Here is a 22,448-nt window from a genome sequence, read left to right as displayed (position 1 = left end):
TTACTCCTCCTCATACTCCGTATCGTGAAGCTCGCCCTCTACCTTTTCCACATAGAGATGTCCGTCCAAATGCTCCAATTCATGGCAGATCGCCCGGGCAAGAAGTCCTTCCCCTTCTACCACGAATTCCTTCATATCTTCATCGAAGGCTTTTGCCTTCACATAATTCGGCCGGGTCACCACGCCGGCTTTCCCCGGAACGCTGAGACAGCCTTCCTCTCCGGTCTGCTCGCCGTCCGTCTCCAAAATCTCCGGATTGATCATCACCAGCGGTCCTTCCCCCACGTCGATCACGACGATCCGTTTCAGGACTCCCACCTGGGGAGCCGCCAGTCCCACGCCCATCGCCTCATACATCGTATCCAGCATATCGCCGATCAAAATGTGATTCCGAATGGTCATCTTCGGAACCTCTTTACATACTTTTGTTAACACTTCATCTCCGATTTCACGGATTTTTCTTGTTGCCATCTTCTTTTCCTCCCAATTCTATATTTACTGCCTCTGACATCCGCGGATCTCCCGCGACTTTCCTAATCCTAACACTTAAAACACCTTCATCGGGTCAAAATCAAACTGAATCCACATCTTGTCGAATCCATGATTGATCTCTATATACTGCTCCAGCCTGTTTTTTACCTCCACCAGGACCTCATAAGAGTCCTCCTTCAGATAAATGACCCGGCGGTACATATCTTTGACCTTGCCCACATAAGGGCTTGCAGGACCGATCACCTGCACCTTATGCCCTCTCACAACACGGAGCGCGTATTCCTTCAAATAGTGGGCGCCCGTATCCAGCAGACCTTCCTCGGCGCCGGACAGCATCACCGCCAGCAAATGACTGGCAGGCGGATATCCCATCAGATCCCGGTAATTCATCTCTTCCTCATAAAATGCCTGATAATCCTGATTCGCCGCGGCCTGAATGCTGTAATGCTCCGGGCTGTACGTCTGAATGACCACTTCTCCGCGTTTCCTGCCACGTCCCGCTCGTCCCGCCGCCTGCGTCAGCAGTTCAAACGTGCGCTCCGCCGAACGGTAATCGTCGGAATACAGCGACATATCCGCCGCCAGCACGCCCACCAGCGTGACATTGGGAAAATCATGCCCCTTTACGATCATCTGTGTTCCCACCAGAATGTCTGCCTCTTCATTTGCAAATGCTTCCAGAATCTTCTCATGTCCTTCCTTCAGGCGGGTAGTATCCAGGTCCATTCTAAGCACCCGCGCACCCGCAAATTCCTGCTTCACCAGCTCCTCGATCTGCTGGGTCCCTGCGCGGAAACCTCCGATATGACGGGAACCGCACTGGGGACAAATCGTCACCGCAGGCTGCTCGTAGCCACAGTAGTGGCAGACCATTTTCCCATTCTTATGAGAAGATAATGACACATCGCAATGAGGACATTTTACTACATATCCGCAAGACCTGCAAGAAAGGAATCCCGCATAACCTCTGCGATTTAAAAATAGCATGGTCTGCTCCCCTTTTTTCAGCCGGTCTTCCAGCAGTTCCCGCAGCCTGTCGCTTAAGATCCCGCGGTTTCCCTTCCTTAATTCTTCCCGCATATCCGCGACATACACCTCGGGAAGCTGCCCCGCGGCCGTCCGTTCCCGCAACTCCAGCAGACAGTAGATCCCCTTCTGGCATCTGTAATATGCTTCCAGGGACGGGGTAGCCGACCCTAAGACCACGCTTGCTCCTTCCAGACGCGCCCTCTCCTCAGCCGTCTCCCGGGCATGATACCGCGGGGTCTGCTCGCTTTTATAGGCCGCCTCATGCTCCTCGTCGATCACGATGAGCCCCAGATTGGGAAACGGCGTAAACAGAGCCGATCTCGGCCCGATCATCACGTCCACTTCTCCCGCCTTTGCCCGCATCATCTGATCGTAGCGCTCCCCCGCCGAAAGACGGGAATTCATGACGGACACCCGGTCCCCGAATCTCCTCCTGAACCGCATGACCGTCTGGTACGTCAGGGCAATCTCCGGAATCAGTACGATCGCCTGCCGCCCCGCTTCCACCACTTTGCGGATCATTTCCATATAAACTTCCGTCTTCCCGCTCCCCGTCACTCCATGTATCAAATAGGTCCGGCGAACGCCCGACTCATAGTCTCTGCAAAAGGTATCTACCGCCTGCTTTTGCTGCGGGGTAAGCGAAAACCATTCCTCTTTTTGCTCCCCGTGCATGGCAGGATTGCGGTATACCTGCCTGAGGCTGATTTCCAGCACACCTCTCTCTTCCAGTGCCCGTATGACCGGAAGTGTAATATTCAGCTTCTGCATGACCAGGGCCGCGTCGATCTCCTCATCGTCCAGAAGGGCCGCCATCAGCCGGGCGCGGGCCTTCTGATTCTTGTGCAAATACTCTTCCAGCCGAGCCTTACCTTCCTCCCTGGAAATCACACGCCTTATGATCCGCTGCTGCTTGATCCGCTCCGTGCGCTTGATCGGAAGCACCGTCTTCAGCGCCTGAATCATCGTGCCCCCGTAATGCTCCTTCATCCATGCAGCCAGCGCCACGAGACGCGACTCGATGGCAACACTCTCCTTTGCCGGACCATACAGTTCCTTGATCTTGGACGGATCATACTGACAGGTCTCGGAAAATCCGACCACATAACCGGTTGTCTCCCGGTTTCCCCTGCCAAACGGAAGCCGCACTTCCATTCCGATCCCGATCTCCCCCTCGAGGTGGTCCGGTATCTTATATTGGAAAATCTTATCCAGTTTTTCATTGGTGATATCTATGATAATATCTGCGTACATGTTACCCCTTCCTAATTCTTTTGTATATCTTTTCTTCCCCGATGCTTCAGAACCGCCAGCCGCACCAATTCCCGGTCGTCCATAGGATATTTCACTCCCCGTATCTCCTGATAGGTCTCGTGACCTTTTCCCGCGATCAGCACCACATCTCCCGGCCGGGCCGTATCAAGTGCAAATTCCACAGCTCGCCTCCGGTCTTCCACCATAACATACTCTCCTCCTGTCCCGGCAATCCCCTTTCGAATATCCTCCATGATGCTTAGTGGCTCCTCATACCGGGGATTATCCGACGTAATCACCGTCAGATCCGCCAGACGCCCCGCCACTTCTCCCATCTTGGTTCTGCGACTTACCGCACGATTGCCCCCACAGCCGAATACCAGAATGATCCTCCCCGGCTGATAGCCTCGAATCGTCCCAAGAACCACCATAAGACTCATGGCATTGTGTGCATAATCTATATAGCATGCAATGTTTTTATCCGTGGTTACAAGCTCTGTCCGGCCCTTTACGCTCATCTGCCGGACCGTATCTGCCATCTCCGGAATCTCTATTCCCAGTGCCTGCACCGTCGCCAGCGCCGCCAGTGCATTATACACGTTAAAAAGCCCTGGCATCTCCAGCGCAAGCCTCTCCCCGCGCAGCAAAAAACAGGTCACCGGCCTTCCCTTTTCCATCTGGAATCTAATCTGTTCCGCCGTAAGCACCTTCTCTTTTCTGTCATATAAATACGAGAAATAATCCTTCTGACAGGTGTAGCCATATTTCTCACATGTGGAATAGCGGAACATATAACTGCACTGCAGATCATCCAGATTCCCGATTCCGATCCGGCACTGTCTAAAAAGGCAGGATTTATAATAGCGGTATTCCTCCATATTCTCATGCTCGCCGGGGCCGATATGGTCCTCCCCGAAATTCGTGAACACCGCCGCCAGAAACGGAATTCCTTCCACCCGCTTCTGCTTGATCCCCTGGGAAGAGACTTCCATCACTGCATATTCACAACCCTCTTCTACCATTTTAGCAAAATACTTCTGAATGGTAAAGGACTCCGGCGTGGTATTTTCAGAAGGAATTCTTTCCTCCCCGATGATCGTCTCGATAGTGCCGATTAGTCCCGTTCTATGTCCCGCCCTCTCCAAAAGCGTGCGAAGCATCCAGGTAACGGTGGTCTTTCCTTTCGTCCCCGTCACCCCGATCACCTTAAGCTGCCTGGCCGGATTTCCAAAATAGGCCGCGCTGATATGCGCAAACTCCTCACGGGAATCCCTCACCAGAATCACAACTGCCTCCTTCGGGAAAACGATTGCCTCCCCATGGCGCACCAGTTTTTCCACCACAAAGGCTGCAGCTCCATTTTCCCAGGCCTCCTTTATAAATGCATGACCGTCCGTTTTCCAGCCTGTAAGACAGACAAACAGATCCCCTTCCCCCACGCGCCTTGAATCATAAACCACATGCCTCACATCCAGCTGCTCTCCTTCCTTCGCACCCTGTATGATGGCATACTCCACGTCTTGCAGTAACTGTCTAAGCTGCATAGATACCCTCCCGCGTTCAAAAACAAAGTCAAAAGTCAAATGCTTTCCCCTTGTGTTTCTGACCCGAATTTGGTATACTTGGCTCAGCGTGTGGAAGATTTACCTAGTACATCATTCTTGAATTAACTACACATATAGTTAATTACGAGACAATGTACTAATCTTCCACTTCTGTATGCCTGGCATAAAGAAAATTCCTTTGTAATTGCCTAAATATACTGATTTTTGGGAGGTTTTTATGTTATACATGTATGGCTGTCCGATGCACCTTGGGGTAGGTGACAAGGGACTGATAGAAAGTCTTAAGTATCTGGGGGAACACGATCCGAATCTGGTATTCCCGATTCTTTCAGAAATTGTAAAAGAAGAGGCAGATTTGCCAAATTTGAAAAATCTAAACAGTGTGGCGGCTACCTGTGAGCAGATCGCTGAATATGCGTACCGCATACTTTCCGGCGGGGATACGCCGCTTTTCATCGCCGGGGACCACAGCTCCGTTATGGGATCCGTCTCCGCCACTTCCGTGTACACCCGGAACCGAAAGGAACATACTCCGGGCGTACTCTCAGGTGTGCTTGACAACCGGAAACAACATTCCCTAGACGTTCCCTCCAGTATACATGGCAGCGAAGCAAACAACGACACCGGTCTGATCTGGATTGACGCCCACCCGGACATTAATACAGACGAGACGACCGTAACCGGAAATATCCACGGAATGCCGGTAGCTGCTCTTCTGGGGCTTGGCACGGACCGCCTGACCGGATTTCTTGACTCCTCGCGCAAATTAAAGCCGGAAAATGTTGTGATGCTGGGACTTCGGGATATCGACCCGCCGGAACAGATCACACTAGACACAAACGGCATCCGCTATTACACCTATGATACAATCTGCCGGAGGGGACTTGACGTATGCCTTGCGGAGAGTATTTCCTATCTGAAGCATTTATCTTCCGTACATTTGAGTTTTGATATTGATTCCATGAACCCGAAGATCATGCCCGGAGTCTCCGTCCCGGTGGCCGGAGGATTTACGGTAAGTGAGGTGGAGAAGATGTTTGACGTACTGCTGCCTGCCCTTCCGATCATCGCATGCGATATCGTGGAATTCAATCATATTCACGATAAGGAGGACCGGACGGCTTCCTTTGTGTCGAAGCTGGTGAAGAAAATTCAGGATTTTTATGCTGACAGAAAGACAGCGCCAGCCGGGAATTAAGAAATTCTCTTTCTCCTATTATATGAAAAAAGAGCAGAAACGGAACAATTATAAGGAGTATATTATTAAAGCACCAGTCCAACAATCTGAACTGGTGCTTTGTCATTTCTTCATTAACTTTATTTTAAAGAATAAGCCGCCGCCACATTTTCCTCCACATCATCTTTCGTGGACTTTGCATCTGCCTTCGTCTGCACTGCGGCAAGCTGTGAAAGATTCCGTATCCGTTTTTCAACCGTCTGCACGATTGCCCGAATACGCGCTTCATCGATATACTCCTTCGCATTCTCCTCAGACAGCGTCGCCGTAATTAGTTCTCCCACATCTGCAAGACATTCAAAATCAATCCAGTCAAAGTCAGATACCAGCTTAAGCTGCTCGCTGTGGTGTTTCTTAAACGGTTTGCAGACCACATCCTGTTCCGTGCGAATCTGCGCTGCCACCTTGTCATAGCCGAGGGAAGAACCGCTGTCATAAATCGGTGCAAATCCCAGCCACTCAAGTGTCTCGGCATTTCGAAGCAATCCAAAATTGTTCAAATGCCTGTCCTCGTTGGCAATAATATAATCCAGCACAATCATCCGGTCAAAAAATGATACCGTATTTTTTATGCCCAGCGCCTCGCAGCAATTCAAAACATGCTGATATGCCGAAGTGCTGTTACTTTTTTTCTGTGTCTGAATGATTCGCCATACCGGCACAAGCTCCGTATCCTTTGTCACAAAATCCTCACACACCGAATAGGGTGCGCCCTTGCTCCACGCGATGGTATAAGGCACATGAGGAATACCGAGGCGCTCCATAATACCTGTTGCGATCACTTCATTAAAAGGCTGCTGGCGGAATGGATTGGACCCTCCCTTTACAAGGAAACGCTTTCCCTCTATAATCTTCCACCGCTTTTTCAGATTTCCGTCCGAAGTATTGTCCGGGGAGCAGAAATCAAAAACGTTTGCCTTCTTATTCGCCCCAAACAACACATCGCCCACATCTTCCGAGAAAGCATTCTCGAAAAAATTCACTTTATCCCACGTGAGGCTCAAGTCCCGGGGACAAATCCAGTATTGATCCGAGAGGCTCAGTCCATAGCAGCGTACCAGAAGCATTTTGGTAGTGGCAATCTCCAACGTCTCAAGCGCCTCCCGGATTCCCGAACGACTTGCCGGAATCGAGCGGTCCGTCCACCATTCGTTCAGTGCACCGCGATCCACAGCGCCACGCCTCATGGCAACGCCTACCGGTAAATGCTCCGGCGCATAAACGGTGGGAATCCTTTGTATAAAGCCCGTGGCGTCATCAATCTCAATCTCCGCCACAGCGATGTTCTTATGCATTAATGTGCAACGCATTTAGGCCTCACCTCATCAAATTTTACTCTTAACTTCCCACGTAACTCTTACTGTTTTAATGCTTTTACTGTATCCACAAATTTCACTCTAAACGTTTTACATAACCTATACTGTTTTACTACTCTTCAGCATGTGCCGCGTCATATTCCGCAAGAAATTCCTTCACATATTCCACATCGGACTTACAATCCAGATATTCGCTTCCATATTTCTGGCGCGTCTCATTTCCCTTCCCGGTGATGAGCAGGATCGTCTTGCCCTCGGCCTCGTCCATTGCGGCCTTGATCGCTTCTCCACGGTCCTCGATCATCACATAAGGACAATGCTGTGCCTCCACATACTGGGCGATATCCTGGGAAATCTCTTCCACCGGCTCATATCCCGGATCCTCCGCGGCCAAATACACCTTCTTTGCATACTGGCCCGCCACAGTGCCCAAATCCCGTCTGCGGATATACGCCTTCTTGCCCGGACACCCGAAAATAGAGACAATATCATAATCCGGGTACTCATCTTTGGTAGACGAGAACAATTTCTCAAAACTCAGCTTGTTATGCGCATAATCCACCACCGCAATCAGCTTCTTATCCCTGCTGGCGTAAAGCTCCATTCTTCCGCTGGAACGCGCCCGGTAAAGCCCGCTGTGCATATATTCTCTGGGAATCCCCACCAGAACCGAAGCCGCGATCACCGCCAGAGCATTCTCCACGTTAAAAAGCCCCGGCATCGTCAGCCGAAATTCCTCGTCAAATCCTTCCTCTTCAGCGCCACATGGCCGATAACGCACCATGAACACCGTCTCATGTCCGTCCTTTTGCACGTCGTATGCATATACGTCCGCCTCCGGCCGTTTGGTGCTGATGGTAAGCACTCTGCTGCTGGCCTTTGCAGCTTCCAGGATCCGCTCGGAAAAATCTGCGTCCAGATTCACAACAGCCGTATCCGCCTTCGCAAAAATCCGCAGCTTCGACGCAAAATAGTCTTCAAAATCCGGATGCTCGATGGGGCTGATATGATCCTCGGAAATATTCAAAAATACGCCCACGTCAAGCCGCATATTGTCCACTCTGTTATATTTTAACGCCTGGGAAGAGACCTCCATCTCCACAAAAGAAATCCCGCTCTCCACCGCATGGCGCAAATGCTCCTGCAATTCCACCGCTTCCGGGGTCGTGATATGGGACTCTTTTTTAATCACGCCATCGTAAATATCAATAGAGGAAATCACTGCACTTTCTTTTCCCCCGACAGCCTCCATATAATCGTCCACGATCGCTTTCATGTAGTAGGCCGAAGTAGATTTGCCCTTCGTCCCGCCGATTCCGATCACCGTCAGATCCTTCCACGGCGCATTGTTGAATTTCTCCGCCAGAGGCGGCATCGCCCTTCGGATATCGTCCACCAGAAAATACGGAACATCCTTTTTGGTGTCGTATTTCACCTCGCTGACATATGCCGTGGCCCCTTTCTCAATCGCATCGTCCAGATACTCGGCCTTAAACGCCGCGCCCTTACAGATAAACAGAGTCCCCTCCGTCACCTCTCTGGAGTCATAGGTCAAATACTCTACTGTCAGTTCTTCTTTTCCGGCAGAATAGAATTCCTTCATCATACGCAGATTCTCCAGAACCATTGCATATTCATTTAATGTGTATTTTTTCATTCCATTTGTCTCCTTATCTAAGCTGCGCCCCGGAACGCAGGATTGATTCCTCCACCAAAACGTCCATGGCGTCAATGCAATTTGCCGGAACCTGGTAATACTCTTTAAATACGGAAATCTCCGTGCACGCCAGAATCACCGCATCACACCCTTGCGCCATCAGATTCTCATAGGCCCTGTCGAACTTTCTTCTGTCTCCGGTCTTGCCGCTTTTGATATCGTCGTAAATCAAGGACATCACGTCCCTCTGCGCTGCTTCTCCCGGAGAGATGGGCTCGATTCCTCTGGCTCTGCAGGCACGATGGTAGGTCTCGGCCCGAAGCGTACCGTCCGTTCCCATGATTCCGATCTTCTTCACCCGCGGATGCTCCTCCATCACCGTGCGCACGCTCTCTTCCACCATATTGATGATAGGCACGCTCGTCGCCGCCTGTATCTCCTTCAAAAAATAATGTGAGGTGTTACAGGGGATGGCAATATTAGAAACTCCCAGGTATTCCAGGTCCTTCGCATCTTTGGTCACCGCTTTCAGAAATACGTCCTTCTCCCCTGTCAGAATCGCCGTTGTACGATCCGGCATCGTCGCATGACTTAGAATCACCATATCTATATGCTCCTGATCAGTCGCCGCCTTCGTTCTCGCAATGACTCTCGCATAGAAAAAGCTGGTCGCCTCAGGTCCCATACCGCCGATTACTCCTAATTTCTTCACCATATCCATCTCCCCTGCTGTCTTCACATATTCATACTACTGGCTCCTGCAACATTTCCAAATGGTTCAGGCACATATGCAGCACAAGACCCGATCGTTTCAAAAACATTACACTAACTATGATAATACTTCTTAAATTTTGCAAAATGGCTGAAATGCGTCTTCGTCATAGCAAGGAAGCGCCTCGGTCTGAAATCCCCCTTCATAAACACCGGATTCACCATCTTCTTCTCTTTCAGAAGTTTCCGAAGCTTGGCCAGATTCTCCTCTTCCTTAATATATTTGAACGCCACAGCCTTCGGAACCACCATCCAGAGATGCTCCTCTTTTGCCAGTTCCAGCTTCGTCTCTTTGCCGTAAACATACTCTTCCACAATATATTTTGCTACATTGAAGCCGGAGCCTGTCACATAGTAATTACTTCTCCCCTGACGGGTATTGATCTCAAAGAACTTGTATTTTCCATCCCTCTTATCATACTTGATATCAAAATTCGAAAAGCCTACATAATGCAGATCCTCCAAAAGTCCCTTGACCCGCATCATCAGCTCCTCATTCGGCTCTGTAATGATAACGGCATGATTTCCAAGACCGTGGGGGGTATGCTCCTCCAGAAGGACATGTCCAAGACACATCATCTTCACCTTACCGTTCCGGTCAGAATAGGAAGTCAGTACCCGCATGTACTCATCATTTCCTGGAATCATATCCTGAATGACCAGCTTGTCCGTATAACCCGCATCGTAAATCTCCTTGATGACCTTCTTAAGCTCCGCCATATCGGAAATCGTATACACCTTATTCTGCGTAGCAAACGGGTGCTCCCAGTATGAAATACTGTCAGACGGCTTCAGAATCACAGGAAACTGAAACTTCACTTCGATATCCATACCCATAGAGGAGTCATAGATCAGCGTCCCCGGATAATCCACCCCATGCTTCTCACATAATTTATAGAACGTCTCCTTCTGCTGAAGGCTGTTCATCAAGTCAAAATCAATATACGGCGCAATAATATTCTTCTCCAGTTCACTCTTATGTTTACTGATCAGCGCCACATAACTGTCACCGCAACCAACCAGAACGATCTTCTTGTGGGAATGCTTTCTGGCAAATGTATTTACCGTCCGCAGGAAATACTCGTCCGTATCAATCTTCGGATTCGGATGATACGTGGTGATCTTGCTGCCGTAGCTCGGCCCCGTCGCATATTTACCGAAAATATATGTCTTTACCTGGTACTGCTCGTAAAATGCACGTGCAACACTGTATGTGTTGATATCCCCGCCGAGAAGTACCGGAATGAATTCTCTGTCTTTAAACTGCATGATTAAAGATACACTCTCCTTCCGATTTTTACATGTCATTTCATTATAACTCAGCCGGGAATCCGCGTCAAGGACTCCTGCGAAATGCAGAAAATCTACCGAGATGAACGTCCACTGGACGTTCACTTAGGTATGCTTGGCAACCGAGATGAACATCCACCGGGCGTTCACTCAGGTATGTTTGCAACTAAGTTATGTATACGATTTTCTTATCTTTGCTTTAACATGACTGCCACAAGATGGCAAGTTCCGGAAAGAATTGCTTTCACTCAAAAGACAAAGGAAATACTTTCAGAAATTCCTTTACTTTCTCACCCCTTCATTTCTGTAAAGAAAAAGAGCCGCTTTCTCGACTCTTTCTCCAAACACACTATTTTCTGTTTTATTCCATATCAAGCTTTTTCAACTGCGCTTCCTGATCTCGCTCCACATAAATGACAGCCAGAATTTGAACTATGTCCCTTTCTTTATCAATCCAGAAATAAACATAATAGTTTTTTACACGCATACGGCGAACCTCTTCACTTCTCCAAGGTTCTTCCTCTGTCAATTAAATACGATCCGGCATTGTCTCAAGTCCCATAATCTCTTTTCTAATGCTGGAAATGGTATTTCTTGCCGCTTCTGGCGCTTGTAGTTCAAGTACAATATAATCAGATATTCCTTGCAAATGTGCTCTGGCCTGTCTGGTGATTTGAATGCTATACTCTTTCACTAACCAAGCCTCCGCTCCAATTCATCAAAAACTTCATCTGCATCAAAAGAATCTCCTGCTTTTGCCTGCTCTAACCCAGTTGCCATCATCTGATTAAACTGAGCTGTTGTCATCTCATCACGGACTGGCACTGCAGAAGGAAGTGTTACTGAGAACGGAATACCGTTATGAACGATAATCTGTCTATAAAACATATCAATAGCAACAGATCTCGGAATTCCAAGTCTGTCTAAAATCTGTTCTGCCTGCTGCTTTACATCTAATGCTATTCTTGTATTAACATTTGCTGTTTTTACTGCCATAATATGCACCACCTTCCACCTATATTATATACAAATGTGACGCAGATAGCAACACAAATGTTAAAGTCAATCGAATTATAGATTATCTCTGTAAAAATACAGCTACACTTTTTTCATTTTACCAAGACGAACGTCCACCGGACGTTCGCTTAGGTATGCTTGGCAACCAAAAAAAGGGCCACTGGACCTTCTTTCAGGTATGCTTGGCAACTAAGTTATGTATACGATTTTCTTATCTTTACTCTAGCCTGACAGCCACAAGATGGCAAGTTCCGGAAAGAATTGCTTTCAAAAGCTGAAAAATGCCGCAACCATCTAAATGATTGCAGCACCATTTCGCTAGTATCCCTTCCCCTCAGACGTCACTCTACAATTCTTCTTATAAAAAGCAATTCCGTATCTGACAATCTCCTTCATGCCATCTCTTCGAAGTGCGGCGTCATACTTCCTCGCCTCAATTTGCTCTAACGCTTCCGTACAGCTCTTTTCCAGATTCCCATCACCGGCATATTTGACCTCAATCACCACTCCGGTTCTATGCTGCGTCCTGATAGAAATATCACTATACCCTTCTCCCGACTCCGCATTGGACTCAATTTCCCAATTACTCTCGAATTGCAAAAGCCCAAGAAGCAAACCATGATAAAAGCTTTCCTTCCTTTCTGTCCGCACAGCCGTATCTCGGATACTGATTGATTTCCATAAATAGTCATTCAGCATTTCCTCAATTACCGCCGCCTCACCTTTAGGAAAAGCCATACAAAAACGCTCTAATTTCCCGGTATCGGCCCTGGTCTCGTCCCGAAACCATTCCTGTATCTGGCTGACAAACAATTCCCGGATTTCCTTATTAGGAATAACCAGTTCATATTCCCTGCCAGTTTTCCGCCCTTTCTGCGTCAAATACCCCGTTGTAAACAGCACACTCCAGAGATGATCTATCGTACGGTCCAACTCATTATAGGTCAGTTCCTGATTAATTACTTTTGTAATACCATCCCCTGCAATTAAGCATTCTATCTCTTTCCTGGTCCGCTGGTCAGCCCTCCCTATGAACCTCCTCACCATACCATTCCCGCTGGTATTCGACCAGAAATTCTCCGGTTCCGCTTCCGGATCAGCCAATAACATATCACAATAATTAATCACATCCCAAGGACAATAGACAGACACATTTCCAAAACGAAATCCATCGTACCAATCCTTCATCGTGTCTGCATATTCTTTCAAACTATAGAATTCCAGCATTTCCCTCACATCAGACTCGGTAAATCCAAAATACTCATCATACCTACTGTCCGTGATCGTATGCACCTTCAGATTATTCAGTCCTGTGAAAATACTCTCCTTGGAAATGCGCAGGCATCCCGTCAAAACTGCAAAATACAAATATTCATTGGTTTTCAATGCATTACCGAATAGATTACGGAGCAATAACACCATCTCATCGTAGTATCCGGCCTGGAAAGCCTTGTCCAGCGGCACATCATACTCATCTATCAGAAGAATCACCTTGGTGCCGTAGTGCTTGAAAAGAAGCTGCGACAGGATTTGCAGGCTATTTTCCAGTACTACATCTTCCATTTTGTAGCTTCCGTCCCCAAAAGATGTTAGCGCCCGATACTTCTCTCTATCATTTTCTGTCAAATGGTCGCTCGTTAATAAAAATCCGAAACGCTCCGCCTCCCATCCTACAACCATTCGAAGCTGAGCTTTACAAGATTCAAAATCGAATCCATTTATTCCTTTTAGCGAAATGGAAATGACCGGGTACTTTCCCATATATTCCTCGCACAATTTCTTTTCCTGCGAGATTTTCAACCCGTCAAAGAGCGACCTATCTCCACCTATTTCAAAAAATGCTTTCAGCATACTCATATTCAACGATTTACCAAAACGCCGGGGGCGGGTAAAAAGATTCACTTCTCCCCAATTGCGCAATAAATCAGCAATGAACATCGTTTTGTCTATATAATAGAAATCATTAGTTCTAATCTTTTCAAATCCGTCAATGCCAATTGGAAGTTTCTTCAATGTATTCACACGCCCTTTCCAAGGATATTTTGCTTTCACCATGTATTTATTATATGCAAAAAAGCCGTAAAATTCAATGAAGAATCTTACGGCTGGTCATTCACTATGTAAAGTATTTTTGCATCTATGCTCTTTTTACAGTAGATTTACTTTCTTTCGGGATGTTTAACCTTTTAATAATTAGGTTTCCATCTTTTTTTCTCTGTTTGATTTCTATACTGGTTACTAATCTGATCCGTTACTCCACGTGTTGGTAAAGGGACAAATAATCTTACTTTCATCCCTGATGCGGCAAAGTCTTCATAAAGATTCGTTGAAAGATAGAGGCTTGCTGCTACTTCTGGCTCGTAGTATGCACTGTATGCTAGTAAATTCATCGTATTCATTCCCTTACAATACTATATGAACCTGCCTGATATATGAATTCACCGTATTCCACGGCATAATCCACCTGATTGTGTTTCGTTGAACGATATAGTGCCTAGTTTTCCGTTTCTGCCAGTTCCCGCAGCTTTGCGTTTTCTTTGAGTCTGATTGCATATTTGCAACCTTTATCCTCAAGGACTTCGTATAGCTGAGGCGATGCAAAGCCACTGCCACCGCGCAGGTATAATGGAATATCCGGAAAGTCTTCCAAAAGCGATTTCATAAACAGGTCTGCATCCTTGCTGCAATACTGTGTACCATCCCGCAGCTGTGCTTTCAGCAGGTCTCCGGTCAAGCCGTCATAACAGAGCAGCGGATGATAGCCATGTGCCTGATAATGGTAATTAAATCCTTCTCCTTCCTGCCTGCCATAGGTGTTGAGAAGAGTGGAATCAATATCAAAGAGCATGAATTCCGGCTTCTTAATGGAGTAGACAATTTTTCGGAGTTCCCTGATGATGAGATTGAGCAGCACCAGTGTATCTCCATCCATACGGTTAAAAAAGTGGGACAGAGTGGGCTGTGATGAAAGCGCGTCTTTCTCCAGAATGGCAATCATAACAGGTTCATTGGTTAATTCATCAGCGCAGTCATCTTCAAAATAGGCGCTGATAATCTGGTAAATAACCTGCATCAGATTGGCATCATCTTTATGGATGCGCAACCATGCAGAATCATTGGTTTAAACAAACGTCTGATGAGTTAACAGCTCCCAGTTTAAACAGGAATTCCTTGAAGAGAAGAAGCCCTGCATCGGAGGACAAATCTCCTCCATCGAAATTTATTTTAATCTGGGTATTGCTTTCTAAGCGAATGGTGTGTAAACTATCCATAAAGAGACCTCTTTCTTTGGTTGAGTTTTGATTCGACACCTAAATTTTACCATAGATAGTGGTCTTTTTCCATTCACTTAAAAGGTGAAAAGCAATATTCAGTTAAAATACAATAACTATGCGTTTTTCAACTCCTCTTTCTATTGTAGGTGTTGTGGGTGATATGATTGTGTGGATCAAAATCGAAATCTACCCATACATTATCATCAATTCAGATTATTATCCAATTAATTCTGCTCACTTATTAATCACACAATCTCCCTGGCCCTGCCAAATCTCACATACAGCCCATACCCCACGACCCTCCCGACCGTGTTGTTTAAGATATCGTCAAACTCAAATAGACCGAGCTTGAAAACAAGCTGGCAGAACTCTATGAGGGCTGATGCACACAATCCGAAAATGATAGCTTTGAGCCACTGTGACACTCCACACTGTGACCGCTCACCCTGTGACGAACCGCACCTCTGCGTGTCCCGCCATATATCCAGCCCATTGGAAAAAAAGCATAATATTATCGAATATTTGCACCCACCAGCCGTATGCCCATTTAACGCCAGCCTGTATTCCCACAGGAAGGAAAGCTCCATCTTGTATTCTGTGCTCGCCGTGCATCCTAATAAAGTGACGTAAAGAAGGATCAGCGTGTAAATCACAGAGGAAACTATGAGGTAGCGTTTATTGTGGCGGCTGCCTTTTAGGAGCACAGCTATGATCAGCCAGATGGCGATTATAAAAATGTATGTTTCTTGTTTTATGTTCCATAAAATCTGTAAATGCACATCTTTGTTCGTCCTTCTATATTGTTAACTGTGAACGTGAAACCCAGGTGGTTAGTAAAGTACTATACACACAATTCACAAAATATTTTTCCAAGTTCATTTGCCATCACATGACGTTCCGTTTTGCTTTGACCCGCACTCCCAATTTGCATTGACATTACAGCGGAATCGACCAGTCCTAACGCTATCAGGCGGTCGACCCTATATACTTTGCACGTTGTGGTGTTCCTTACTTCTCCACTATTTATCTTATACAAAAGCTCCAAATCAGAAATAAACATCCTACTGATCACATCTGATAATTCACAGAAATCCTCCCACGTAATCTGCTCCGCAACGTAGGCTTTATAAAACTTCCCTAAAAGCTCCGATCTTTTTATATCTACATTAGAATTCAAAAGAACAATAACTCTGCCCAACTCTTCTTCTGCATATTTAGGTTTGTCTTGTAATTTCCTTTTATACTTTTCGATTTTCTCTTGAGGTATTTTCTTTTTGTTGAATGCATCAATAAACCGCAATGTCTGTTTTAACAAATTTCTATCATGAATGTTCTGGGCCGTTTTCCCTACCCCTACTAAAAGTCCAACTATGGGAATACTCTTTGCAACGCCATCGTCCAATAATGAATCAATGCCAAGCTCAATAAGGTCACCACAGGCATCACTCAGTGATGGATCAAACAATGTCGTTTCCAATGCCGGTACAATTTGGTCCATGTTTTCATCCCCCTTTGTTTTAGATTTCTTTCTGCCACACCATTTTATCAGCCACTCCTGTATAGGATGTAAAGATTTTTCACCCTGTACATACTTTGCATGCAACGCTGCCCACACATCACTGCAATCTATTCATGATGACTTTTCCAGGTGTGGTTGGCAATCACGTCGCATCCATCAGCATATAATGAACGCTATCTATGCGATTCCCATCTTTATCATATAATGTAATATCAAAATGATTAGAATCAGGTCGAACATCGAAAGTTCTGCTGTAATCATAGGAAGTAATAATTTCCTCTACTGTCCCACCGTCATCTCCTTCATATATGGTATGGGAGATTACGTCCGTCCCATTATCTATAATCTCACTACTATTAACACCTTCTTGTTCAAGTTACACAGGTGCTTTTCCATCTATTCCATCAGAATTCCGAAATTGGCAAAATGCAATATAAATCTCTTTTGCTTTCATCACTTACCTCCCATAAATCGCCTTAGTAATTTCTGTATAAACATTTTGGTTTTGATCCTTAAACATGTTTTCCATCGTAAATATCCGCAAACAGAATGTGCCCATATCATAACATCATTTCGTCCCAAGCGCATACCTGGTCATCTTCTTACATTCTTCAATCATGGCTTGCACATTCTCTGCATCTGTTATATCCTTTATCTCTATTGGACTGCACAAAATTCTATCTCGGTCAATCTTAGGTGACACACTATGGATACCTACAGAGTATCCATAATTCCGGTATCCCTTGCATCCAATAATTGAAGTACAGATATAAACTGTGGATTTTCTGCCTAATGATTTATAGATTTCGGCGGTACCTTCAACGATATCCCCGATAGCGCCGATGAACTCGTGGCTAACCAACCACTCTTCTTGACCCACTTTCTGCGTACACAAATCCATCTTCAATTCCACACTACCATTATTAAACAGCCTTAATAACTCAAAATCCCTCAATCCATCATCCGATGGAAACCAAACGCCATCCACATTAGGAACCATCATGCCCCTTATGTAATTATTCAATTCAATTGGAAGCGGTAGTTTCCCTGTCTTACCCCAATCGCACATTGGGACAAAGTCAGCCGGATTCATGAACGATGCCGGAACAACATGGATGACACCAAACATACCCTCGTTATCCTCCAAGATTTCCGACAACCGCTCCAGTCTGAATCTTTTTATCTCACTGGACAACGAGGCCGCATACAAAAAATCATTACTGATCTCTGAATAACTCATTGCACTCTTACGATTGCCGTGGCGGACAAAGAATCTGAAAACAGTCTCATCCTCTACGGTCATATATGGTTTAAATATCCCTTTTTCAATATGAACCACCACGACATAGCCATTATCTACTGAGATAAAACTAAACTCCACAGCTGGCACAGATGGTTGGATGGGGAGCAACGCATTACGAAGATCCAATTCGAATTTGTCCGTATTCGCAATAGATATCGGCATAATTTTCGCTGCAACACCGTTTCTCTCCGATATTCCAAATATCAAATCTCCACCGTCCGCGTTAGCTAATGAACACACATCGTTTCGGAATTCGTCTTTTGCCTTTGCTTTCTGCTTTCTATCTTCTGCTTCCAGGAACTCGAATGTACGCTTAAAGTCCAGTGTCTGGCTTTCTCTGAAATCATCGTTACTAATCAATGCTGTAAGATCGTCTGCCGTCCATTGTTTAAATGTTTTATTATTAATTACCATACGCTTGTACCACCATAAATAATGTTCTCATTCCAGAGTTACTCCGAACTCGACATCATTAAACCCAAAATGTTTATACACCGTTTCACTATTCTACGCCTTTATAAATCCTGCTTTTACCACTCCGCAATTTCAACCTGATAGCCACGCTCCTCCAGCAAGGTCTTAAATCCGGGATTCTCTCCTACATCCCAACGGTTCAGATACCATGTGACATCCCCCGGATTGCTATGTTTCTCTATCTCATCCAGATAGACCATATCTGCATCAGAAAACGAAAAGCCATAGGAATAGACCGCTTTCACCTGATCCGGCCTGCAAAAAAAATCACCATGTTCCATGATCGCCTGCTGTGTATCTTTCTGTAGATAACGTTTCAGCACACCCAGTTCGTATTCAGAACCCACTTCATTAATTAACTGTTTTCTATATCAGATTCGTCTCCATGACCGAAAAGGATTGATTCCTCACTTCCATCCACAGTTCCGTGAATCTGGCAGATTCCATCTTCTTGAACGTCGTATAATTTTTGCAGCGTATACGTATAATTAAAGCATAGGAATGCCGTTTTCTCCATATCCTGTCCAGTCAGAAGTTTCTTGATTCCGTTTCTTGTCTCTTCCGTGTGCGTATTTCCCGCCGCATCCTCATAATTGATTACGGAAAGCCGCTCCTTGACCCACCTGTAAAATAAGTGCTTCATTTCCTCAAAAGTGTATCTCAATCCTGATGCAAGCTGACCATTGACTTCCGCATCATTCCACATATCATTATCGTTGCCTTCATAATTAATTACCCTTAAGTCGAATCGCAATCTCTCATAAAGCTGGAATCCCAAGCATGATTCCAAATCCCCCCAGTTCCCGCCAACCGCCATATCAATCACCTGAACAATGTATGTTGCGACCTCGTCTGGATCATACCGTTCACCGCCGTCTGGTAACTGAGTGGATTGCGGAACAAGAGAAGCGGAATTCTCCTCTACGTTATATTGCCCACACACAAAAGCACGGAAACAGGCATAGGAAGTCGACAGCTTATGTGCAGTATCAAAACCGTTGACGATTAGGAATAGAGTTGTTGGGTTTATAGGGTTCATAGTGATTCCTTTTTTAATTTGAAACACAATATCAGATGTGGTTAGTTTAGCACCCTCATCGTAATAGTAAAATGCTCCTCGGTTCTTTTCCTTCCAGTATATCCGCAATCCTTTCGCTTGTAAAGCCATCCCCGTAAGGATTCGATGCATGAGCCATAACATTATAGCTGTCCTGATTTGTGAGCAGCTCTGAAAACGTATTATAAATTACATCTTCACTCGTACCGACCAGCTTCAGAGTCCCAGCGGCAATCCCCTCCGGTCTCTCCGTCGTATCACGCATAACCAATACCGGTTTTCCAAGGCTCGGTGCTTCTTCCTGAATACCGCCAGAATCTGTGAGAATAAGGTAGCTGCGCGATAAAAAGTTATGGAAGTCCAGCACATCCAGTGGTTCAATGATTCGAATCCTGTCGCTGCCCTTCAGTTCCTCATCCGCCGCCGCCCTCACAACCGGATTCATATGAATGGGATAAATCGCTTTCACATCGGGATGCTCATCCATCACACGACGGATCGCCCGGAACATATGATGCATCGGCTCGCCTAGATTTTCTCTTCTGTGTGCTGTGATCATAATCAATCTGCTGTCCGCCACCCAATCCAGATGCTCATTCTTGTAGTCATCTCTCACTGTGGTCTTCAGTGCATCGATTGCTGTATTGCCGGTTACATAGATAGTTTCCGGCTTCTTTCCTTCTTTCAAAAGATTATCCCTCGACAGAGCTGTCGGTGCGAAATTATACTGGCTGATACTAGACACAGCCTGACGGTTAAATTCCTCCGGGTATGGAGAGTAGATATTATAAGTGCGCAGTCCCGCCTCCACATGGCCCACTGGAATCTGCAAATAAAAACACGCCAGTGCCGTTACAAACGTTGTACTCGTGTCACCATGCACCAGAACAACATCTGGCCTCACTTCTTCCAGAACCGCTTTGATACGGTTTAAGATGTTAGTCGTGATATCAAAAAGTGTCTGCTTGCCCTTCATAATGGAAAGATCATAATCCGGCACCACATTAAACGCAGTCAGAACTTGATCAAGCATCTGTCTGTGCTGGCCTGTGACGCAGACCACCGTTTTGATAGATGGACGAGTTTTCAATTCATTAACCACAGGGCACATTTTTATCGCTTCGGGTCTTGTGCCAAAGACCAGCATTACTGTTTTCATTATCATGTTACCTCCTAAGATTATGGAAATAGTATTTTCAAACAGAATAATCGTATATAGTTGCTTACATCTGCAGACTACTTTTGGGTTACGATATCTATTTGTATCCAGTTGTCTTTCGTATTACTAATACCATGAACAATACGATTTGGCACAATTTTCTTATACTGCACCGCATAGAGAGATTCCATTATTGAAAACTGCCATGAACCTCGAATTTGCAGGGTATATTCTTGTCCATAAATAATAACTGTATCTTGAACTTTTTCAATTATACGTCCTGGAAAGATAGGCAAGGACAGCGAACATACAGCACTCATATCGCTCACTAGGTCATAGATACATATTTTATTATTCTGATAGATATCAATAGTCCTTTCATGAGTAGCATTACCGAACGTCAAAAAATATGAACATTTACCATTAAGCTTTATTGCGTTTTGTTCTTTTATAGATGCAATTGAGCATCGCGCCGTAGAATTCCATTGGAATGCCTGAGCGAGATCTGTAGGTACACGGCGTTGTTCCAGGTTGTCAATTGAAACTGTAGAATGATTATTGACCGACCGTAGTGCATGTCTAATGTCCAAATTACCTGTGTACTCGCCTGAACCTGGATCAACAATAAACTCTTCGCCCCCAACAGCAAAGCAAAAAGACAACAAGTCATTATGTGCATGCCCAGCTTTGTTAAATGACTCTGGAGTCATTCCAGAAAAAGTCAAAAAGACATTGTCATTTTGAACACGAATACATTTGAAGTAAGGGTATTCGCATATATCCCCGCCCGGGCGAGAAAAGACAGTATTATCTACCTTTGTATTTACTGGAGCAAAAACATAATAGCCATCCTGCCTATTTGGATAAACTATTTTTTCATCTGTTACTATTGATACAAGGTTGATAAACGAGTCATGATCTCGCGTATTTTCAGTTGAAAGTTGAAACACTCTTCCACTATCATTATCTCCCAGCTGGGGGACAAGACCATTTGGCATTCTTAGGTCAAAGGAGAACTGGCCCATTTTATGAAGCCTATTTTTTTCATTATTCGTTAAAGAATAACCTAATTTACTCTGCGCAATAACAGAAAAAGAGAGGATTTCGCCAACTAAGCGGTGGTACGACACAGATCCTTCAAAATGAGCCCCATCTGGTAAGACCTGCCTCATCAGTTCCTGAGAGATCATCTTTTGCGCATACGCTGAGCACTCAATTGCTCCTGGCAAGAACGGCATTGCCGCACTCGTACCCGCTAAACCTAGAATATCTGCCAGCAAATGATTCCCACCGTCTTTTTCATTCTCTAAATTTCGACGGATATGATTCATATGCTCATAAATAATTATAACAAGTAAACGTTTGAAGTTCTCATCAAATAATGCGGAATCCTGAATTAATTCGCATGCGAGGATAATATTTGAAATTCTAATTCCCACTTCCATTGACACATTCCAATTTACCCCGTCTCCAACAGGGCAGCATTCGTGAAAATCCCGAACAATATCTATTATCTTTCTAACGTATTTTTCATCTTTTGATGCTCTATATCCGAGTGCAAGTGAGAACAAGGACTGCATTCTTGATATTTCCCAAGGGATTTTAATATCTGTTCCTTTATCAGTGACCTGATGCCTCGCATCCATATAAAAGCAACTTTGATATACGTAATTTGTAAAAATATCTTCAGTCCACCGGTAGTGCCCACTATTTAAATCATACATCCCCTTCTGACGAGAGTTCAGTATGATCCATTCATTGCTAAAGGAACGCTCTCCTTCTTCTAAAATAAATGTTTTAAGCTCTTTATTTGATTTGATTAAATCATCTATCTCTTCCAAACTTCTCTGCAAATAAACATTAAGTTTATAATTAGGAGATATGGATTTGCCCACACGGTTAGACTTATTCTCTGCATGCTTAGGAATGTACTTATACTGCAACTTTCCTATAACATACTTCATTTTAATCGATGCATGCGTATATACTTTATCTATTGTTTTTTTTAATGTCATTATGAGACTCAATCTTTC

22 protein-coding genes are annotated in these 22,448 nt (G+C 45.3%); 2 read left to right on the top strand and 20 right to left on the bottom strand.

Annotation, left to right across the window (positions count from 1 at the left end):
* The 3 genes from def to ABXS75_07325 all read right to left on the bottom strand — a co-directional run bounded on the left by def (position 1) and on the right by ABXS75_07325 (position 4,319).
* Positions 1-471 (bottom strand): peptide deformylase, encoded by a 471-nt coding sequence (gene def, locus ABXS75_07335; GenBank protein XCP86599.1) that lies wholly within the window; start codon positions 469-471, stop codon positions 1-3.
* A gap of 75 nt (positions 472-546) precedes the next feature.
* Positions 547-2,775 (bottom strand): primosomal protein N', encoded by a 2,229-nt coding sequence (priA, locus tag ABXS75_07330; GenBank protein ID XCP86598.1) that lies wholly within the window; start codon positions 2,773-2,775, stop codon positions 547-549.
* Between the two features lie 11 nt (positions 2,776-2,786).
* Positions 2,787-4,319, bottom strand: coding sequence for a UDP-N-acetylmuramoyl-L-alanyl-D-glutamate--2,6-diaminopimelate ligase (locus ABXS75_07325; GenBank protein XCP86597.1), 1,533 nt, complete (start codon positions 4,317-4,319; stop codon positions 2,787-2,789).
* A 238-nt stretch (positions 4,320-4,557) separates the two neighbouring features.
* On the opposite strand from ABXS75_07325, the gene ABXS75_07320 reads away from it, so the two are divergent.
* Complete coding sequence (locus tag ABXS75_07320) at positions 4,558-5,538, top strand: arginase (protein ID XCP86596.1); 981 nt, start codon at positions 4,558-4,560, stop codon at positions 5,536-5,538.
* A gap of 119 nt (positions 5,539-5,657) precedes the next feature.
* On the opposite strand, the gene ABXS75_07315 is transcribed toward ABXS75_07320, so the two are convergent.
* The 4 genes from ABXS75_07315 to ABXS75_07300 all read right to left on the bottom strand — a co-directional run bounded on the left by ABXS75_07315 (position 5,658) and on the right by ABXS75_07300 (position 10,590).
* Positions 5,658-6,887: a HipA domain-containing protein gene (locus ABXS75_07315; protein ID XCP86595.1), complete on the bottom strand. Its 1,230-nt coding sequence runs from the start codon at positions 6,885-6,887 to the stop codon at positions 5,658-5,660.
* A gap of 118 nt (positions 6,888-7,005) precedes the next feature.
* Positions 7,006-8,550 (bottom strand): UDP-N-acetylmuramoyl-L-alanyl-D-glutamate--2,6-diaminopimelate ligase, encoded by a 1,545-nt coding sequence (locus ABXS75_07310; GenBank protein ID XCP86594.1) that lies wholly within the window; start codon positions 8,548-8,550, stop codon positions 7,006-7,008.
* Positions 8,551-8,563: 13 nt separating this feature from the next.
* On the bottom strand, positions 8,564-9,265 hold the full coding sequence (locus tag ABXS75_07305; GenBank protein ID XCP86593.1) for an amino acid racemase: 702 nt from the start codon (positions 9,263-9,265) through the stop codon (positions 8,564-8,566).
* 110 nt (positions 9,266-9,375) lie between these two features.
* Positions 9,376-10,590: an ATP-grasp domain-containing protein gene (locus ABXS75_07300; protein ID XCP86592.1), complete on the bottom strand. Its 1,215-nt coding sequence runs from the start codon at positions 10,588-10,590 to the stop codon at positions 9,376-9,378.
* Between the two features lie 84 nt (positions 10,591-10,674).
* On the opposite strand from ABXS75_07300, the gene ABXS75_07295 reads away from it, so the two are divergent.
* Positions 10,675-11,028, top strand: a complete 354-nt coding sequence (locus ABXS75_07295; GenBank protein ID XCP86591.1) for a hypothetical protein — start codon at positions 10,675-10,677, stop codon at positions 11,026-11,028.
* A gap of 112 nt (positions 11,029-11,140) precedes the next feature.
* Here the strand turns inward: ABXS75_07295 and ABXS75_07290 are convergent, their stop codons facing one another.
* From ABXS75_07290 to ABXS75_07230, 13 genes are all read right to left on the bottom strand, one after another.
* Entirely contained in the window at positions 11,141-11,305 is a 165-nt protein-coding gene (locus ABXS75_07290) for a hypothetical protein (protein ID XCP86590.1), read from the bottom strand.
* Positions 11,305-11,607 (bottom strand): type II toxin-antitoxin system RelB/DinJ family antitoxin, encoded by a 303-nt coding sequence (locus ABXS75_07285; GenBank protein XCP86589.1) that lies wholly within the window; start codon positions 11,605-11,607, stop codon positions 11,305-11,307. The genes ABXS75_07290 and ABXS75_07285 overlap by 1 nt, the downstream gene beginning before the upstream one ends.
* A 339-nt stretch (positions 11,608-11,946) precedes the next feature.
* Positions 11,947-13,683, bottom strand: a complete 1,737-nt coding sequence (locus ABXS75_07280) for an AAA family ATPase (protein XCP86588.1) — start codon at positions 13,681-13,683, stop codon at positions 11,947-11,949.
* Between the two features lie 131 nt (positions 13,684-13,814).
* Positions 13,815-14,018, bottom strand: coding sequence for a hypothetical protein (locus tag ABXS75_07275; GenBank protein XCP86587.1), 204 nt, complete (start codon positions 14,016-14,018; stop codon positions 13,815-13,817).
* 104 nt (positions 14,019-14,122) lie between these two features.
* On the bottom strand, positions 14,123-14,701 hold the full coding sequence (locus ABXS75_07270; protein ID XCP86586.1) for a transposase: 579 nt from the start codon (positions 14,699-14,701) through the stop codon (positions 14,123-14,125).
* 40 nt (positions 14,702-14,741) lie between these two features.
* Positions 14,742-14,900, bottom strand: a complete 159-nt coding sequence (locus tag ABXS75_07265) for a hypothetical protein (GenBank protein XCP86585.1) — start codon at positions 14,898-14,900, stop codon at positions 14,742-14,744.
* 248 nt (positions 14,901-15,148) lie between these two features.
* Positions 15,149-15,682 (bottom strand): VanZ family protein, encoded by a 534-nt coding sequence (locus tag ABXS75_07260; GenBank protein XCP86584.1) that lies wholly within the window; start codon positions 15,680-15,682, stop codon positions 15,149-15,151.
* Positions 15,683-15,744: 62 nt separating this feature from the next.
* Complete coding sequence (locus ABXS75_07255; GenBank protein ID XCP86583.1) at positions 15,745-16,401, bottom strand: hypothetical protein; 657 nt, start codon at positions 16,399-16,401, stop codon at positions 15,745-15,747.
* Positions 16,402-16,990: 589 nt separating this feature from the next.
* Positions 16,991-18,139, bottom strand: a complete 1,149-nt coding sequence (locus tag ABXS75_07250; protein XCP86582.1) for an ATP-binding protein — start codon at positions 18,137-18,139, stop codon at positions 16,991-16,993.
* Positions 18,140-18,255: 116 nt separating this feature from the next.
* Entirely contained in the window at positions 18,256-18,522 is a 267-nt protein-coding gene (locus ABXS75_07245; protein ID XCP87104.1) for an AbiH family protein, read from the bottom strand.
* Positions 18,523-18,554: 32 nt separating this feature from the next.
* Positions 18,555-19,238 (bottom strand): AbiH family protein, encoded by a 684-nt coding sequence (locus ABXS75_07240; protein ID XCP86581.1) that lies wholly within the window; start codon positions 19,236-19,238, stop codon positions 18,555-18,557.
* 55 nt (positions 19,239-19,293) lie between these two features.
* Entirely contained in the window at positions 19,294-20,415 is a 1,122-nt protein-coding gene (gene wecB, locus ABXS75_07235; GenBank protein XCP86580.1) for a UDP-N-acetylglucosamine 2-epimerase (non-hydrolyzing), read from the bottom strand.
* A 77-nt stretch (positions 20,416-20,492) separates the two neighbouring features.
* On the bottom strand, positions 20,493-22,430 hold the full coding sequence (locus tag ABXS75_07230) for a heparinase II/III family protein (protein XCP86579.1): 1,938 nt from the start codon (positions 22,428-22,430) through the stop codon (positions 20,493-20,495).
* Positions 22,431-22,448 lie beyond the last annotated feature (18 nt).

Origin of the sequence: Roseburia hominis, from assembly GCA_040702975.1 — a bacterium.
Lineage (GTDB): Bacteria > Bacillota > Clostridia > Lachnospirales > Lachnospiraceae > Allocoprococcus > Allocoprococcus hominis_A.
This window is presented reverse-complemented; position numbering and strand designations above follow the sequence as displayed.

Bases quoted from the DNA above. Each gene is read 5' to 3' on its own strand.
- def (XCP86599.1), bottom strand. From the start codon at position 471: ATGGCAACAAGAAAAATCCGTGAAATCGGAGATGAAGTGTTAACAAAA.
- priA (XCP86598.1), bottom strand. From the start codon at position 2,775: ATGTACGCAGATATTATCATAGATATCACCAATGAAAAACTGGATAAG.
- ABXS75_07325 (XCP86597.1), bottom strand. From the start codon at position 4,319: ATGCAGCTTAGACAGTTACTGCAAGACGTGGAGTATGCCATCATACAG.
- ABXS75_07320 (XCP86596.1), top strand. From the start codon at position 4,558: ATGTTATACATGTATGGCTGTCCGATGCACCTTGGGGTAGGTGACAAG.
- ABXS75_07315 (XCP86595.1), bottom strand. From the start codon at position 6,887: ATGCGTTGCACATTAATGCATAAGAACATCGCTGTGGCGGAGATTGAG.
- ABXS75_07310 (XCP86594.1), bottom strand. From the start codon at position 8,550: ATGAAAAAATACACATTAAATGAATATGCAATGGTTCTGGAGAATCTG.
- ABXS75_07305 (XCP86593.1), bottom strand. From the start codon at position 9,265: ATGGTGAAGAAATTAGGAGTAATCGGCGGTATGGGACCTGAGGCGACC.
- ABXS75_07300 (XCP86592.1), bottom strand. From the start codon at position 10,590: ATGCAGTTTAAAGACAGAGAATTCATTCCGGTACTTCTCGGCGGGGAT.
- ABXS75_07295 (XCP86591.1), top strand. From the start codon at position 10,675: ATGCAGAAAATCTACCGAGATGAACGTCCACTGGACGTTCACTTAGGT.
- ABXS75_07285 (XCP86589.1), bottom strand. From the start codon at position 11,607: ATGGCAGTAAAAACAGCAAATGTTAATACAAGAATAGCATTAGATGTA.
- ABXS75_07280 (XCP86588.1), bottom strand. From the start codon at position 13,683: ATGGTGAAAGCAAAATATCCTTGGAAAGGGCGTGTGAATACATTGAAG.
- ABXS75_07275 (XCP86587.1), bottom strand. From the start codon at position 14,018: ATGAATTTACTAGCATACAGTGCATACTACGAGCCAGAAGTAGCAGCA.
- ABXS75_07270 (XCP86586.1), bottom strand. From the start codon at position 14,701: ATGCAGGTTATTTACCAGATTATCAGCGCCTATTTTGAAGATGACTGC.
- ABXS75_07265 (XCP86585.1), bottom strand. From the start codon at position 14,900: ATGGATAGTTTACACACCATTCGCTTAGAAAGCAATACCCAGATTAAA.
- ABXS75_07255 (XCP86583.1), bottom strand. From the start codon at position 16,401: ATGGACCAAATTGTACCGGCATTGGAAACGACATTGTTTGATCCATCA.
- ABXS75_07250 (XCP86582.1), bottom strand. From the start codon at position 18,139: ATGGTAATTAATAATAAAACATTTAAACAATGGACGGCAGACGATCTT.
- ABXS75_07240 (XCP86581.1), bottom strand. From the start codon at position 19,238: ATGAACCCTATAAACCCAACAACTCTATTCCTAATCGTCAACGGTTTT.
- wecB (XCP86580.1), bottom strand. From the start codon at position 20,415: ATGAAAACAGTAATGCTGGTCTTTGGCACAAGACCCGAAGCGATAAAA.
- ABXS75_07230 (XCP86579.1), bottom strand. From the start codon at position 22,430: ATGACATTAAAAAAAACAATAGATAAAGTATATACGCATGCATCGATT.